General features: G+C 65.7%; 15 protein-coding genes (1 of these 15 running past the window's edge). 10 read left to right on the plus strand and 5 right to left on the minus strand.

Going from position 1 to position 13,314, the window contains the following annotated elements:
* Positions 1 to 88 precede the first annotated feature (88 nt).
* The 3 genes from KM135_RS06275 (at position 89) to KM135_RS06285 (ending at position 3,022) form a co-directional block, all read left to right on the plus strand.
* A complete protein-coding gene (locus KM135_RS06275; protein WP_221713142.1) occupies positions 89 to 1,072 on the plus strand; it encodes an AraC-like ligand-binding domain-containing protein in 984 nt (327 codons plus the stop codon).
* A gap of 75 nt (positions 1,073 to 1,147) precedes the next feature.
* Positions 1,148 to 1,672, plus strand: a complete 525-nt coding sequence (locus KM135_RS06280; protein WP_221713143.1) for a nuclear transport factor 2 family protein — start codon at positions 1,148 to 1,150, stop codon at positions 1,670 to 1,672.
* 216 nt (positions 1,673 to 1,888) lie between these two features.
* Positions 1,889 to 3,022 carry a PQQ-dependent sugar dehydrogenase gene (locus KM135_RS06285; RefSeq protein WP_221713144.1) on the plus strand — a complete coding sequence of 378 codons (1,134 nt, stop codon included), beginning with the start codon at positions 1,889 to 1,891 and terminating at the stop codon, positions 3,020 to 3,022.
* A 174-nt stretch (positions 3,023 to 3,196) separates the two neighbouring features.
* On the opposite strand, the gene KM135_RS06290 is transcribed toward KM135_RS06285, so the two are convergent.
* Positions 3,197 to 4,264 carry a GNAT family N-acetyltransferase gene (locus KM135_RS06290; protein ID WP_246605797.1) on the minus strand — a complete coding sequence of 356 codons (1,068 nt, stop codon included), beginning with the start codon at positions 4,262 to 4,264 and terminating at the stop codon, positions 3,197 to 3,199.
* Between the two features lie 43 nt (positions 4,265 to 4,307).
* Complete coding sequence (locus KM135_RS06295) at positions 4,308 to 4,988, minus strand: S24 family peptidase (protein WP_246605798.1); 681 nt, start codon at positions 4,986 to 4,988, stop codon at positions 4,308 to 4,310.
* A 104-nt stretch (positions 4,989 to 5,092) separates the two neighbouring features.
* On the opposite strand from KM135_RS06295, the gene KM135_RS06300 reads away from it, so the two are divergent.
* Positions 5,093 to 5,281: a hypothetical protein gene (locus KM135_RS06300; RefSeq protein ID WP_221713146.1), complete on the plus strand. Its 189-nt coding sequence runs from the start codon at positions 5,093 to 5,095 to the stop codon at positions 5,279 to 5,281.
* The gene (locus KM135_RS06305) at positions 5,278 to 5,679 is read left to right on the plus strand and encodes a hypothetical protein (RefSeq protein ID WP_221713147.1); all 402 of its coding nucleotides are present in this window, start codon (positions 5,278 to 5,280) and stop codon (positions 5,677 to 5,679) included. Before KM135_RS06300 ends, KM135_RS06305 begins: the two co-directional genes overlap by 4 nt.
* A 5-nt stretch (positions 5,680 to 5,684) precedes the next feature.
* Here the strand turns inward: KM135_RS06305 and KM135_RS06310 are convergent, their stop codons facing one another.
* Both KM135_RS06310 and KM135_RS06315 read right to left on the minus strand, forming a co-directional pair.
* Positions 5,685 to 6,791: a hypothetical protein gene (locus tag KM135_RS06310; protein WP_221713148.1), complete on the minus strand. Its 1,107-nt coding sequence runs from the start codon at positions 6,789 to 6,791 to the stop codon at positions 5,685 to 5,687.
* A gap of 57 nt (positions 6,792 to 6,848) precedes the next feature.
* Positions 6,849 to 8,063 carry a TIGR04063 family PEP-CTERM/XrtA system glycosyltransferase gene (locus tag KM135_RS06315; RefSeq protein WP_221713149.1) on the minus strand — a complete coding sequence of 405 codons (1,215 nt, stop codon included), beginning with the start codon at positions 8,061 to 8,063 and terminating at the stop codon, positions 6,849 to 6,851.
* 110 nt (positions 8,064 to 8,173) lie between these two features.
* Here KM135_RS06315 and KM135_RS06320 point away from each other — a divergent pair, with 110 nt between their 5' ends.
* From KM135_RS06320 to KM135_RS06330, 3 genes are read left to right on the plus strand one after another with little or no spacing between them, the layout of a single operon-like run.
* Entirely contained in the window at positions 8,174 to 8,350 is a 177-nt protein-coding gene (locus KM135_RS06320; protein ID WP_221713150.1) for a hypothetical protein, read from the plus strand.
* Positions 8,343 to 9,701 (plus strand): putative O-glycosylation ligase, exosortase A system-associated, encoded by a 1,359-nt coding sequence (locus KM135_RS06325; protein ID WP_221713151.1) that lies wholly within the window; start codon positions 8,343 to 8,345, stop codon positions 9,699 to 9,701. Before KM135_RS06320 ends, KM135_RS06325 begins: the two co-directional genes overlap by 8 nt.
* Positions 9,702 to 9,761: 60 nt before the next feature.
* Complete coding sequence (locus KM135_RS06330) at positions 9,762 to 10,721, plus strand: NAD(P)H-dependent flavin oxidoreductase (protein ID WP_425517001.1); 960 nt, start codon at positions 9,762 to 9,764, stop codon at positions 10,719 to 10,721.
* Positions 10,722 to 10,787: 66 nt separating this feature from the next.
* On the opposite strand, the gene KM135_RS06335 is transcribed toward KM135_RS06330, so the two are convergent.
* Positions 10,788 to 11,570: a sulfite exporter TauE/SafE family protein gene (locus KM135_RS06335; RefSeq protein WP_221713152.1), complete on the minus strand. Its 783-nt coding sequence runs from the start codon at positions 11,568 to 11,570 to the stop codon at positions 10,788 to 10,790.
* A gap of 190 nt (positions 11,571 to 11,760) precedes the next feature.
* On the opposite strand from KM135_RS06335, the gene KM135_RS06340 reads away from it, so the two are divergent.
* Together KM135_RS06340 and KM135_RS06345 are read left to right on the plus strand one after the other, a co-directional pair.
* Complete coding sequence (locus tag KM135_RS06340) at positions 11,761 to 12,063, plus strand: hypothetical protein (RefSeq protein ID WP_221713153.1); 303 nt, start codon at positions 11,761 to 11,763, stop codon at positions 12,061 to 12,063.
* A 305-nt stretch (positions 12,064 to 12,368) separates the two neighbouring features.
* A protein-coding gene (locus KM135_RS06345) for a winged helix-turn-helix domain-containing protein (protein WP_221713154.1) crosses the window boundary here: on the plus strand, positions 12,369 to 13,314 show its 5' portion. The gene runs 338 nt beyond the window's last position; 946 of the gene's 1,284 nt are visible here — the first part of the coding sequence; its start codon is at positions 12,369 to 12,371; its stop codon lies beyond the right edge, outside the window.

Below are 13,314 nucleotides of genomic sequence, written 5' to 3' on the forward strand. Positions count from 1 at the left end.
GATGTCCGAGGTAAGGATGTTGACTCGACCTTCACATTATGGAAACGATGTTACGACTGTCGAAACCAATATCATATAGGATTCCAGCATGGGGAGAGGCGATAGCACGGCAGCTTCGGTTGTCGAGCGCTTCAATACGGATATGTTGATCGCGACCGGCCGCACGCGGGCGTGGAACGACATCTATTCCTCCCGCCTCGCCAGCGCGGACGTGATCCCGCGCTTCCGGGATTTCTCCGCCGGCCTCGATATTGGCGGCCTTGGCCAGCTCGGCATGGTGCGGCACATGACCGGCCCCTGCACCATCACCCGCACCGCCGACCATATTGACGAGGCGCGACAACAACGCGTCTACTCCTTCCTGATCCAGCTGAGCGGCGAAGCGCATTTCAGCCAGGGCGACCGGCACGTCGTGCTGCGTAGCGGGGATGTCAGCTTTTGCGACAACGGCATGCCGCACAGCAACAGCCTGGGCGGCGACGCGGGAATGCTGCTGGTGCGCGTGCCCGACGATGTAATGCGGGACTATCTGCCATTCCCCGAAGCGATCCGCGGCCGCCGGCTCTGCGCGCGCAAGGGCGTCGCCGCGATCGCCACCAGCATGGCGTGCAGCCTCTGGCGGCAGGTCGAGCGCGGCATCGAACCGGCTCATGCCGATGTACTCGCCCATCAGCTGGTCGATCTCTTCGTGACGTCCTACAGCCAGACCTATGGCGAGGAAATGAGCGGCCCCTATGCCGATGCGGCCGTGCATGCCCGCGCGACCGCCTATATCGACGAGATGATCCGCGATCCGGGCCTCAGTGCGCGCGGTACGGCCAAGGCGACGGGCATCACCACCGGCCAGCTGCTCGCGATGTTCATCCGGCGCGGAGACAGCTTCGGCGGCTATGTGTCGCGCCGCCGGCTCGATCAGGCCGCGCGTCATCTGCGCAACCCGCGCTGGCGGGGGTCGACCATCTCGGAAGTCGCCTACAGCGTCGGCTATAACAGCGTGCCGCTGTTCAACCGCACCTTCCACGGCCGGTTCGGTGTCAGCCCGGGCGACTATCGGCGTGCGAGGCTGAACTAGGCCCGCCTTCGCGTCATCCACGTTGACAAAGTCGTCCGCGCCGGGCGATTTGCCGCCAGCAAGGAGAGACGCCACATGACAGCCCCAGCCTCTTACGGCGCAAATTATGCGCAGGACCGCGCCGAGATCGAGGACCTCATGTCCCGCTATCTCTTCGCCATGGATTATGGCGACATCGAATCCTACATGGCGACCTTCACGCAGGACGCCGAGCTCGAATTCGCCACCGGCACCTACTCCGGACAGGATGCGATCCGCGAGTCCGTCACCCGGTTCAAGCAGAACATCGGGAAATTATACACGATCGAGAACGGCAGCCCCGCGACGCTGCGCCACGTGCTGCTGCAGGCCGTGATCCGCGTGGAGGGCGATCGTGGCTGGACGACGTCGCTCTGGATGGAAATGGCCAATGACGGGCCGGGCGACAGCTTCAAGATGGGCACCTTCGGCATCTATGAAGACGAGTTGCGCCGGGTCGACGGCAAATGGCTGTTCAGCCGCCGCCGCGTGCTCAACGAGTTCCTGAAGGGCCGCCATTCCGGCCCGGACAACCCGGTGCTCGCGATGGACGCCGCCGCGAGCGCCTTCGCAGGCAAGTAGCGCCGCCGATCTGGCGGTTTGCGATGCGCGGCGCATCAAGGGGAGCAGGAGATTTCGAGATCATGCTTCCCCGCCGCGCTGGCCTGCTCGCCGCTCTGACCTTGCTTGCCGCGACACCGGCGATCATCCCGGCGGCGGCGAGCCCCCGCAACTTTCGCTTTCGTTCCCTCGGTCGCGCGCTATGGCTCGCGCAATCCTGCCAGGAGACCCTCGATCATGCGCTCTCGTTCGCTCGGCCTGTCGCTCGCTTTTGCCCTCCTCGCCGCGAGCCCGGCGCTGGCCCAGCTCTCGCCGCCGGTCCCGGCGCAGCCCGAAAGCGAACTGCCCTTCACCATGACCACGGTCGGCACGTTCGACGCGCCCTGGTCCATGGCCTTCCTGCCCGGCGGCAAGATCATCGTGACACAGAAACAGGGCGCCATGATCCTGTTCGATCCGGCAAGCGGCGAGAAGAAGACGCTCGCCGGCACGCCCGCAGTCGTCAGCGCCGGTCAGGGCGCGATGATGGACATCGCCCTCTCTCCCGATTTCGCGAAGTCGAAGAAGATCTATTTCAGCTATTCCGAGGCCGGTGAAGGCAAAACCAACGGCGCCGCGCTCGCCACCGCGACCCTGGACGAGACCGGCGCCGCGCTGAAGGACGTGAAGGTCATCTTCCGCGCGCATCCTTATATCGAGAGCGGCGCGCACTGGTCCGGCCGCATCGCCTTCTCGCCGGACAAGAAATATCTGTTCTTCACGAATGGCGAGCGCGCCAAGGCCGATCCGGCGCAGGACCCGACCGCCACGCTCGGCAAGGTGCTGCGGCTCAATCTTGACGGCACGCCCGCCAAGGGCAATCCGCTCGCGAAACAGGGCTTTCATCCCGCCATCTGGACCTATGGCCAGCGCAACCTGACCGGGCTCGCCTTCGATCGCGATGGGCACCTCTGGGAAGTCGAGATGGGCCCGCTCGGCGGCGACGAGGTCAATCTCATCAAGCCCGGCACCAACTATGGCTGGCCCAAAGCATCCAACGGCAGCAACTATAACGGCACCGACATTCCCGATCACACGCCTGCCGACGGCTTCACGCCGCCCAAGGTCTTCTGGAACCCGTCGCTCGCCCCGGCCTCCATGGCCTATTACGACGCGGCCTTGTTCCCCGCATGGAAGAACTCGCTGTTCATCACTGGCCTTTCCGGAATGGCGCTCGCGCGCGTGTCGCTGAACGGCGAGACCGCGACCAAGGCCGATCACTGGCGGCTCGGCATGCGCCTGCGCAATGTCCGCGTCGGCCCGGATGGCGCGCTCTGGCTGTTGCAGGACGGCCCCAACGGCAAGATGCTGAAGCTCACGCCCAAGGGGTGAGGGTAAAGGAAACCAACCCCCAACCAACCGCGTCACCCGGGGCTTGACCCGGGGTCCCGCTGCCTTTTCCGCCATATCGATCAAGCGGACTTTCTGAAATCGAACTCCCGTCCAAGAAGCGGGACCCCGGGTCAAGCCCGGGGTGACGGATATTCTGGGTCCGAAATCAGCCCCTCACCGACGCAAAATACGCCGCAGCCAATACTCCACTTCCAGCGCCGGCGAGAAGCGCTCGATCTGCCACCATTGCAGCTCTTCCGCGCCGGTCGCGAGGCTCTCCTTGTAGCGGTCCTTGCCCGCCAGCAGCGAATAGAGCGCAAGGCCGCGCGCCGCATAATGCGCAACCGCAGCCATATGCGTGACGAGGCCGGGCTTGTCCTTTGGACTGACCGGCTCGGCAAAGGCGGACTGATAGTTCATCGCGCGGTCGCCATGGACGAAGTTCAGCAGATAGCCGGTCACGTCGCCGCCAATCGTGACGCGCAACAGATCAACCGCGCCCGACGCCAGCCCTGTCCGGGCGATCTCCGCCGCGAAGGCGCGAAACATCGGCGCGTCCCAGGCATTGTCGGCATGGCGCCCGACGTTGAGCGCGCGCATCCGCTCGAGCCAGTCGGCCAGCTCGGCGGCATTCGCCGCGCGCTGGACGCCGATCTCGCCGTCGCCATGGTCCTTGAGCGAGCGCCTGATCTGGCTGCGCGTATTGCTGGAGAGCAGGGAAAGATAGTCACCGACCGCTTCGCGCACGGCCGCCAGCCCCACGCCATAGGCCGGCGACACGTCGACCAGAATGCGCCGCCGCGCGGGCACCGCGCCGATCAGCGCGCAATCGTCAGCCACGCCATTCAGGCGCAGCACGCGCCAGTCGCTCCGGCGCGCGAGCAGATGCGCGAAGGCCGCGTTCACCTCTTCCTCATGGTCACGCGCGGCGAGCGGCGCATTATATTCGATGAAGACCCGGTCGGCTTCCGCGTCGCCCGCCTCGTTCAGGCGCAGCGTCTTCACCTTGCCGAGCTTGCGCGCCTCACGCGAGAGGCCGAGCAGTGCCAGGCCGATGTCCGCGCCATCCTCGCTCTGCACGCTGACGAGGTCCGGCCGCGCGCCGGTCGCGCGCAGCCAGCTGCCGATCCACGTCCAGCTCAGGAAGAAGCTGGTGTCCGCCTGCGCCTCCAGCGCACGCCAGCGCGGCTCGAGCACCTCGATCGGCGGCAGCGGTTCCTGCATGGCGATGACGGCGGTCATGGCGCTTCCCTGTCCGCTGGCATCGGCGCGGTCAACAGCGGGATCATCCGACGCGCCGCCCGGCCCAGATCACCCGGCCGACGATCGTCACACCGGCCGGGTCCACCTCGTCCCAGCTCGGGAAGAGGGGATTGTCGCTGATCACCGAGAAGCGGTCGCGGCGCGGCGTGCGGGCAATGCGCTTCACCATCAGCACATCGTCCATGCGCAACACATAGATGCCATCGCGCAGCCGATCGATGCTGTCGCTGCGATCGACCATGATGTCGTCGCCGTCGCTCAGGGTCGGGGTCATGGAGTCGCCGTCCACGCGGATGATCGAGAGCATGTCCGGCCGCCCGCCGATATCGCGCAGCCAGCGCGGCTCGAAGGCCATGGCACCTGCCGCCCCTTCATCCTCCTGCAGCGACCCTGGCCCGGCCGATGCCCCCAGCGCCAGTCGCGGCACTGGTACGAGCGCGCCATGGCCTCGCGCGGCGGATCGCCCTTTCGACGCCTGCTCCCAGGTCGCCGCGCCCGGCGCGCCGAGCATCTGCTCTTCGACACCGAAGTAGCGCGCCAGCAGCTTGCGATCCGCCTCGTCCAGCTTGCGCGGGCTACCGCGCTTCACGAATTGCTGAATATAGGCCGGATTGCGCCCGATCAGCCGCGACACGGCATCATAGCTGTCGCCCCGCTCCCGAATGAGCCGGTCCAGAACCTCGCGCGGATCGGATGTCTCCATGTCGGACATCATAGTGATAGGAATTTTCCTAGACAAGTAGGATTTTGCATAGGAGATAGGAAACTTCCTATTTCGAGTCGATGGTACAAGGAGGCACTCCCTTCATGACGACACTACGCAGCATCGAGATTTTCCTCCGCCGCACCGGCATGGCGGCGACCAGCTTCGGCCGCGAATCGGTGCGCGATCCGCGCCTTGTCCATGACTTGCGGAAAGGCCGCGAGCTCTCCGAGCGGATGAAGCGCCGCATAGAACATTTCATGAACATATACAAAGGAGGCGCTGCCCAATGACTCTTCTCTCGAGCCTCGCAACCGCGCGCCGCTTCCGCATCCGGCGCAAGGAAACGCACCATATCCAGCCGGCCAATCCGCGGCCGCAGCGCCGGGACTGTCAGGGTCAGCTCATCGCCGCGCTGGAAGACATGGCCGGACCGGCCGTCGTCGTGACCGATGCGACGATGCGCCCCTGGTGCAGCGCGACCTTCATCGGCGCCCAGCATCGTCTTTCTCTGCAGCTTTCCGGCTCCGATGCCGCGCAGCAGGCGGACGATCTCGCGACGCGGCTGCGCGACGCCGAATTCAGCCTGCGCGGTCACATCGTGGCGGACATCAGCGTGGACGATGTTCGGCCTGCTTCAGAGTGTGACTTTAGTGTGACCTTGGCCGTGCTGACCATCGAGGATTGGTGAAAGTCTTAGCGGCGGCCCTGCTCGGTGAGCTTGCGCAAAGTGGCTAGCGCACTGCTGAGCGCATGCTCCACATCGGCATCGACGCGCAGCAGTTCCGTCTGCGCTGAGGCCGCTTCCGCAGCGAAGGCCGGCGCGCTCGGCGGCACGATTTCGACGGGGCGCTGGGCACGCAACGCCGCGCGCACGGACGGGTCCGGCTGCGCATAGCCGATGCCGCCGTCGAGCGACTGCTGCGCCTGCGCGGCTTGAGCCACGGCTTCGCGCTTTGCAACGCTGCGCTCGAAGCGGGCCGCCAGCGCGCCAAGATCGGCATCGGCAATCAGCGGCAGGTTGAGCGTGCGGAGCAGCGTGGCACAGCTCTCCCTGGCGAACGGCGCCGTTGAAGCGGTCACCGCCTTGCGTGGCGGCATGGCAGCGACGACGTGCGCAATCTCTTCCTCGCTGAGCGGCACGGGCGCGCGCGGCATATCAAAACTCGACAGCGGGTCCGGCGCGGCCATCGGTGCAGGCGCAGCGTGCGCGATGACCTCGGCGAGAGTCGGCGCCGCAACGTTCGGCGCGGACTCGACGGGCGCGACGAAGGCCGCAACCTCGACTGGTGCAGGCTCGACAACGGCGGACGCAGGTTCAGGCGGCGGCAGATCGCGGCTGGCGGAGAGCGGCGGACGCGGCGGCGCGTCGGGATGCCGATCGCGGCGACGGCGACTCAGATTGTCCTGCGCATCGCCATTGTCGTGGAAACCGCCACGCACGAGTCGCAGCAACGCACCGCCCCAGCCGGATCCCGAAGCCTGTCTGCGCGCGTGCATCATCTCGTCTTCATCCTCGATTTCAAGAAGCTCGGCCTCATAGTCCGGTTGCGGCTCCGCCGGTGCGGCAGGCGCTCCCCAAAGCGTCCAGACGACCGCAGCAGGCACCAGCGCAAGGATGCCGCCGAGCAACAGGCGCGAGCCAAGACCGATCGGCGGCGCGAAGAATTTGACCATTTCGCTGAGGCCGGAGGCGGTCGCGAGTTCCTCGATCAGCGACGTCGGCGCGGACAAGGTGAGGGCAATCGTGCCGCCGGCAACCAGCAACAGCCGGGCACCACGGGCGCCCAGCACCCGCTCCATCCACGCTCCCCGCGTATCGACTTTGACCAATGCGCCTGAATTCATAGCCCTAGCTCGTCACGACCGATCCGTGTTCGTTAACAGCCGTTGGTAAACAGGTTCGTAACGAACGACATTCTTTGCCCAGCTCCGCTCACGCTCGACGAACGCCCGCGCGACGCGCCGCCGCTCGTCCCAAATCCCCCGGTCGGCGAGCAATCCGGCGAGCGCACGCGCGATCGCGGCCGGATCGTCCGGCGCGAACAAGGTGCCAGTGACACCATCCTCGATGAGTTCGCGATGGCCGCCCACGGCCGATGCCGCGACCAACCGCCCCTGCGCCATGGCTTCCAGCGGTTTCAGCGGCGTGACAAGCTCGGTGAGGCGCATGCCCTTGCGCGGATAAGCGAGGATATCGATCAGGCTGTAATAGCGCTCGACGTCCTGATGCGGCACCCGGCCGACGAAATGGATGCGTTCGGCAACCGATGAGGCGGCGGCCTGCGCGCGAAGCGCGTCGGATCGAGGGCCGCCGCCGACGAGCAGCAGATGCGCGCTGGGCCGCTGCGCCACAAGCGCCGGCATGGCCGCGACGAGATCGTCCAAGCCTTCATAATCGTAGAAGCTGCCGATGAAGCCGATCACATCCGCCTCATCCAAGCCGAGCTGCGCGCGCAATGCTTCGTCGGCGGGCGGTGGATCGCCGAACAGCTCCAGATCGACGCCATTGGGCGAGACGACGATCTTCTCCGGCGCGACGCCGCGCGCGATCAGATCCTGCCGCAGCCCGTCGCAGATCACCATCACGGCATCGGCCTTGGCGACCGCACGATCCTCGAGGAAGCGCGTGACCCGATAGCGCAAATCACCTTCGCGCCCGGTCCCGTTGCCGACCGCCGCATCTTCCCAGAAAGCCCGGATTTCATAGACGAACGGCAGCTTGTATCGCCGCGCCACGGGCGCCGCCGCCAGCGCGCCAAGCACGGGCGAGTGGGCATGAATGAGGTCGGGGCGCCAGTCGCGCACCAGCGCGTCGATGCCGGCCGACAGCCGCTTCACGTCGCGCCATTCGGCAATCGGCGCGATGCGGCCCTGCGAACGGCCCGACACGCGGTGGAAGGTCAGGTCATCGACCGTCTCGACCGCCGGCCCCTCGGCATAATGCCGGTTGCCGGTAATGCCGCGCACATCCCAGCCGCGTCCCTGCTGCGCCTTCAGCAGCGCGCGCGTGCGGAAGGTATAGCCGCTGTGCAGCGGCAGGCTGTGATCGAGGACATGGAGGATTCGCGTCATCGCCTCACCTTTGCCCGATAAGGTTTAACGCCGCCTCAACCAGCTTGCGCTAGGGCAATTCCCATGAGCTGCGATAGCATCGGCTGGGACGGGTTGAGAGCCTTCAATTCATGATCGACACATTCTCCCTGCTGCTGGTCCACGGCCTCATTCTGCTGACCTGCGTGCGCCTGCTCGGTCGCGAGGATCTGGACGACGAAGCTGGCGGCGAGCGCTTGAACTTCCTCGGCCAGCCGCGCCGCCGCCGGCGGCGCAAATCCCGCAACGGACGGCCGCCCGATGCGTGACCTTTTCTTCATCCTGTTCCTGGCCGCGATGTTCGGCCTCGGCCTCAAGCGCCCGTTCATCCTGGTGCTGGTCTACAGCTATATCGACATCGTCTCGCCGCAACGCCTGTCCTATTTCCTGCTGAATTCGATTCCGGTTTCGCTGCTCGCCTTCGCCTCGGCCGTGGGCGCCTGGCTCATCTTCGACGACAAGCAGGATTGCCGCTTCTCGCGACGGCAGGTCGTGATGGTCCTGCTGTTGATCTATTGCTGGTACACGACGACGCATGCCGACTTCCCGTTGGCCGCCGACCATAAATGGGGATGGGTGTGGAAGGCGCTGGTCTTTGCCATCTTCCTGCCGCTCACCTTGCGGACAAAGCTGCGAATCGAGGCACTGGCGCTCGTCATGGTCCTCTGCGCCGGGTCGATCATCATCACCGGCGGCATCAAGACAGCGCTCGGCGGCGGCGGCTATGGATCGCTCAACCTCATGGTCGACAACAATAGCGGCCTTTATGAAGGCAGCATCATCTCGACCGTCGCCATCTCGATCATCCCGCTCATCCTCTATCTCTCGCAGCACGGTACGATCTTCCCGCCGGACTGGCGCGTGAAGCTCTTCGCTTATGCTTTCTGCTTCGCCTGCCTGCTGATGCCGATCGGCACTGAGGCGCGCACTGGCCTGGTCTGCGCAGCGATCCTCGCCGGGCTGATGTGGTGGCGCACGCAACGGCGAGTACTCTATGCCGGCCTTGGCGCCTTCGCCCTGCTGTGTTCCATTCCCTTCCTCCCGGCGAGCTTCACGGAGCGGATGAACACCATCTCGGCCTATCAGGCGGACGAGAGCGCCTCGACCCGCCTGCAGGTGTGGAAATGGACGCTCGACTATGTCGGCAAGAATCCCATCGGCGGCGGCTTCGACAACTATCTGGCCAACAGCTTCACCTATCACACGGTGCAGAAGAGCGGCCCGGCCGACAATCAGCGCGTCGAGCATGTGATCGTCACGGACAAGGGCCGCGCCTTCCATTCGAGCTATTTCGAAATGCTTGGCGAGCAGGGCATCCCCGGCCTGTTCCTGTGGCTGCTGCTGAATGTCGGTACGCTCGTCCAGAGCGAGCGGCTGCGGCGGCGATACAAGGACACGGACAGGCCCGAATTCAAATGGGTCGCGCCCTTCGCACAGGCCATGGTGCAGGGGCACATCGTCTATCTGGTCGGCTCGCTGTTCGTCGGCATCGCCTATCAGCCGTTCGTCTTCATGCTCATCGCCCTGCAGATCGGCGCCACCACCTATATGCGCCGCCTGCGTGCGGCCGAAAGCTGGCGCCCGATCGTGCCGGGAACAGCAGCGCAGGCTGCGGAGTGAACCGCTCGCCCCATTGACCGGTTCCGTCCCTCATGCGAGTCCCTCGCCCAAGAGAGGACCATGATCTTGCCCATACCCGCACAGCTTCAGCGCGGCCTGCGCCTCCCCGTCATCGGCGCGCCGCTCTTCATCATTTCCAATCCCGATCTCGTCATTGCCCAGTGCAAGGCCGGCATCATCGGTTCCATGCCCTCGCTCAACGCGCGCGGCGAGGAGCGACTGGAGGACTGGCTGACCCGGATCACGCAGGAACTTGCCGCGCACGACGCGGCGCATCCCGAGGCCCCGGCCGCGCCATATGCGGTCAACCTCATCGTCCACCGGTCCAATCCGCGCCTGCTCGAAGATCTCGCCATCTGCCAGCGCTTCAAGGTGCCGCTCATCATCACCTCGCTCGGCGCGAACGAGGAGGTGAATGCGGGCGTCCACAGCTGGGGCGGTCTCGTCTTCCACGATGTCATCAACCAGCGCTTCGCGCACAAGGCCGTCGAGAAAGGCGCGGACGGGCTGATCCTCGTTGCGGCGGGCGCAGGCGGCCATGCGGGCGCGCAATCACCCTTCGCCCTGACGGCCGAAACCCGCGCCTGGTTCGATGGGCCGATCGCCCTCTCGGGCGCCATCGCGACCGGCGCTGGCATCCTCGCAGCGCAGGCAATGGGCGCGGATTTCGCCTATCTCGGCTCGGCCTTCATCGCCACCGACGAAGCGCGCGCGACGGCAATCTACAAGCAGGGGATTGTCGAGGGCACCGCCGCCGACATCGTCTATTCCAACCTCTTCACCGGCGTTCACGGCAATTATCTGCGCGCCTCGATCGTCGCGCAGGGCCTCGATCCCGACAATCTGCCGCAGAGCGACCCTTCTGCGATGGACTTCGCCAAGGCGACCGACGCCAAGGCCTGGCGGGACATCTGGGGCGCCGGCCAGGGCATCGGCTCGGTGCATGACGTGCTGCCGGCGCAGAAGCTGGTGGAGCGGCTGGCTGTGGAATATGCGGCAGCGCGGGCGGCGTTGAGCTGAAGCGCGCGCGGCCTCCTGGCCATTTTCCGCCTCCCTGTCAGCGGGCGATGAAGACGCGCCGAAGACTCACGAAAAGATCATCTTGATCCCCGTCGCGGCCAGCACGACGGCGAGGACGGGACGCAGGATCGTGGCAGACAGGCGCGTTGCCAGCAGCGAACCGATCACGATGCCGGGGATGGACCCGACGAGCAGCGAGCCGAGCAGCGCGAAATCGACATTGCCCATGAAAAGATGGCCGACACCGGCGACCATCGTCAGCGGCACGGCATGCACGATGTCGGTCCCGACCAGCCGCCGCGCCGTCATGCGCATCGGATAAAGTGCCATCAGCATCACGGCGCCGAGCGCGCCCGCGCCGATCGAGGTCAGCGTCACCATGACGCCGAGCAATGCCCCGGCAGCGATCGTCAGCGCCGGCTGGCGCGCGCGATAAGTGGTCACGACCGCACTTTCCATGCCGAGGACGAGTGCCTGCACCCGCCCCCATCCAAAGGTTGCCGCCGCCGTCGCGAGCAGCAGCACACCCAGCGAGCTGATGATGAGGCCGTGCTTGATCTGGCTGGCATCGATCTGCGCCAGCAGCAGGCTGGTCACGATACTGGCGGGAATGCTGCCATAGGCAAGGCGGCGCACGACCTGCCAGTCGGGTTCACCCAGGCTGTGATGGACGACGCCGCCGACGCTCTTGGTGATCGCGGCGAACCAGAGATCGGTGCCTACCGCAGTCGTTGGCGAGACGCCGAGCAGCAGTATCAGGATGGGCGCCATCAGCGAACCGCCGCCGACGCCGGTCATGCCGACAAGCATGCCGACCAGCAGCCCGGAAAGTCCATGCGCCAGATCCATTCCGCCTCGTCGCGCTCACCAACCCTTGCGCCGGAGGCAGACTGCCCCTTTTGCGGCGCCTAGCTGCCATGCCGCCCCGCGATTCGATAGGAACAAAAGCTATGCTCAGCCATGGCGGAACTATTGATCGAAAGCGCGGGAGCCCGCTCCCTCTTGAAAAGCGGGCGCAAACCGGCCAAGGGGCCGGGGCATGGATAATAGCAGCATTCTTGAGGCGATCGCTCTGCGTCGCTGCCTCACTGCGCAGTACAACAAGCTCGCACTCGTTCTGGCGCCGCATGTGCTCTACAAGCGGAACGACAGCTACTTTATCGACGCGATCACCATCACCCGCGACGGCGCCGAACCGCGCGAACCGAAGGTGGGCAGCTATAATCTTGCCGGTCTCAGCGAGCTCGGCGTGCTCGACGAAACGTTCGATGTGCATCCGCTGTTCAACCGGATGGATCCGAAGTACCGGGACAATACGCTGTTCATGATCGACGCCGACTGAGGCGCGCCGGCCCATTGCGTCGGTGCCCGGTCGCCGCCGGCCTACCCCGAGGCGCCGCTCGCGCGATGGCTATGGACCGGTGCTCCCCGTGCAACTAGGACGGATCGACATTCAGATGACGACGAGCCGAAAACGGTCGTTTTGCGTGACCCTTGAAACGAGGCACGTGACTCGTTTCAACGCAGCGTACTAAAGGTACGTGAGCACCCGAAGCGCGCGGAACCGCCATTTGCACGCCGTCAGGGCTGAATGTCGATCCGTCCTTGTGCTGACTTGGGCGAGCGCTGCGAGATGAGGCGGAAACGGTGCAGGAGCAAGTCGATCGCGAGCAGCTGACGGCGATTGCCGGGCGCGTGCGGTCGTCGCTGAGCCTGGGCCGCTCGGAAACTTTGCGCCGGCTGTTCGATTTTCTGCTTGAGCGCACTTTGGCCGGGCAGGCGCCGAAGGAAATCGAGCTTGCCTCGCATGTGTTTGGCCGATCGAATGCCGATCTCATGGCCGATGCGACGGTCCGTGTCTATGTCCATCGCCTCCGCCGCAAGCTCGAGGAACATTATGCCGGGCCTGGCAGGCTCGATACCGAGCGGCTGCTGCTGCCGAAGGGCGAATATCGCTTCCACATCGGCGACAGCGCCGAGATCGCAGAGGCTGCGGACGTGCCTGTTGATGAGACGACCCGCGCTCCCGCCTCGGCTGCCCCGCCCGGCAAGCGGAGCGCGCGCTGGCTCTATCTCGCCGGCGGGTTGATCGGCGGCGCCGCGCTCATGCTGGCCGCGCAGCATCTGCAAGGCAACGCGGACAATCTCGATCCGGTCCGGGAGAGTCCGCCCTGGGCCGCGCTGCTGGAGAGCCGCCGGCCGCTCGCCTTCGTCGCCGGCGATTATTATCTCGTCGGCGAGCGGGACAAGCCAGGCGCCGATCCCGCGCGGCTGGTCCGCGATTTCTCGATCAACTCGCGCGCCGAGTTGGACGAGCTGCTGATGCACCGCCCGGAGCTGCGCGAGCGCTATGTCGATCTCGGCCTGTCCTATCTGCCCGTCAGCAGCGCCTATGCGCTGAAAGCGATCATGCCGATCGTCTCCCCGAGTCTCGCCGAGCGCCGTTTTTCGCCGCTGGTGCTCGCCTCGCGCCTTTCGCCGCCGATGCTCAAGAGCAGCGACATGATCTATGTCGGCCTGCTAAGCGGGCTGGACCTGCTCGAGCAGCCGGTGTTCGCGGGCTCGCGCTTCGCGTTCGCGGGCAGCTATGACG

Origin of the sequence: Sphingobium xanthum (assembly GCF_019737615.1) — a bacterium.
Classification (GTDB): Bacteria; Pseudomonadota; Alphaproteobacteria; order Sphingomonadales; family Sphingomonadaceae; genus Sphingobium; species Sphingobium xanthum.

What these genes read in the sequence shown, in the direction of transcription:
- KM135_RS06275 (WP_221713142.1), top strand. Translation starts at nt 89, where the DNA reads ATGGGGAGAGGCGATAGCACGGCAGCTTCGGTTGTCGAGCGCTTCAAT.
- KM135_RS06280 (WP_221713143.1), top strand. Translation starts at nt 1,148, where the DNA reads ATGACAGCCCCAGCCTCTTACGGCGCAAATTATGCGCAGGACCGCGCC.
- KM135_RS06285 (WP_221713144.1), top strand. Translation starts at nt 1,889, where the DNA reads ATGCGCTCTCGTTCGCTCGGCCTGTCGCTCGCTTTTGCCCTCCTCGCC.
- KM135_RS06290 (WP_246605797.1), bottom strand. Translation starts at nt 4,264, where the DNA reads ATGACCGCCGTCATCGCCATGCAGGAACCGCTGCCGCCGATCGAGGTG.
- KM135_RS06295 (WP_246605798.1), bottom strand. Translation starts at nt 4,988, where the DNA reads ATGGAGACATCCGATCCGCGCGAGGTTCTGGACCGGCTCATTCGGGAG.
- KM135_RS06300 (WP_221713146.1), top strand. Translation starts at nt 5,093, where the DNA reads ATGACGACACTACGCAGCATCGAGATTTTCCTCCGCCGCACCGGCATG.
- KM135_RS06305 (WP_221713147.1), top strand. Translation starts at nt 5,278, where the DNA reads ATGACTCTTCTCTCGAGCCTCGCAACCGCGCGCCGCTTCCGCATCCGG.
- KM135_RS06310 (WP_221713148.1), bottom strand. Translation starts at nt 6,791, where the DNA reads ATGGAGCGGGTGCTGGGCGCCCGTGGTGCCCGGCTGTTGCTGGTTGCC.
- KM135_RS06315 (WP_221713149.1), bottom strand. Translation starts at nt 8,063, where the DNA reads ATGACGCGAATCCTCCATGTCCTCGATCACAGCCTGCCGCTGCACAGC.
- KM135_RS06320 (WP_221713150.1), top strand. Translation starts at nt 8,174, where the DNA reads ATGATCGACACATTCTCCCTGCTGCTGGTCCACGGCCTCATTCTGCTG.
- KM135_RS06325 (WP_221713151.1), top strand. Translation starts at nt 8,343, where the DNA reads ATGCGTGACCTTTTCTTCATCCTGTTCCTGGCCGCGATGTTCGGCCTC.
- KM135_RS06330 (WP_425517001.1), top strand. Translation starts at nt 9,762, where the DNA reads ATGATCTTGCCCATACCCGCACAGCTTCAGCGCGGCCTGCGCCTCCCC.
- KM135_RS06335 (WP_221713152.1), bottom strand. Translation starts at nt 11,570, where the DNA reads ATGGATCTGGCGCATGGACTTTCCGGGCTGCTGGTCGGCATGCTTGTC.
- KM135_RS06340 (WP_221713153.1), top strand. Translation starts at nt 11,761, where the DNA reads ATGGATAATAGCAGCATTCTTGAGGCGATCGCTCTGCGTCGCTGCCTC.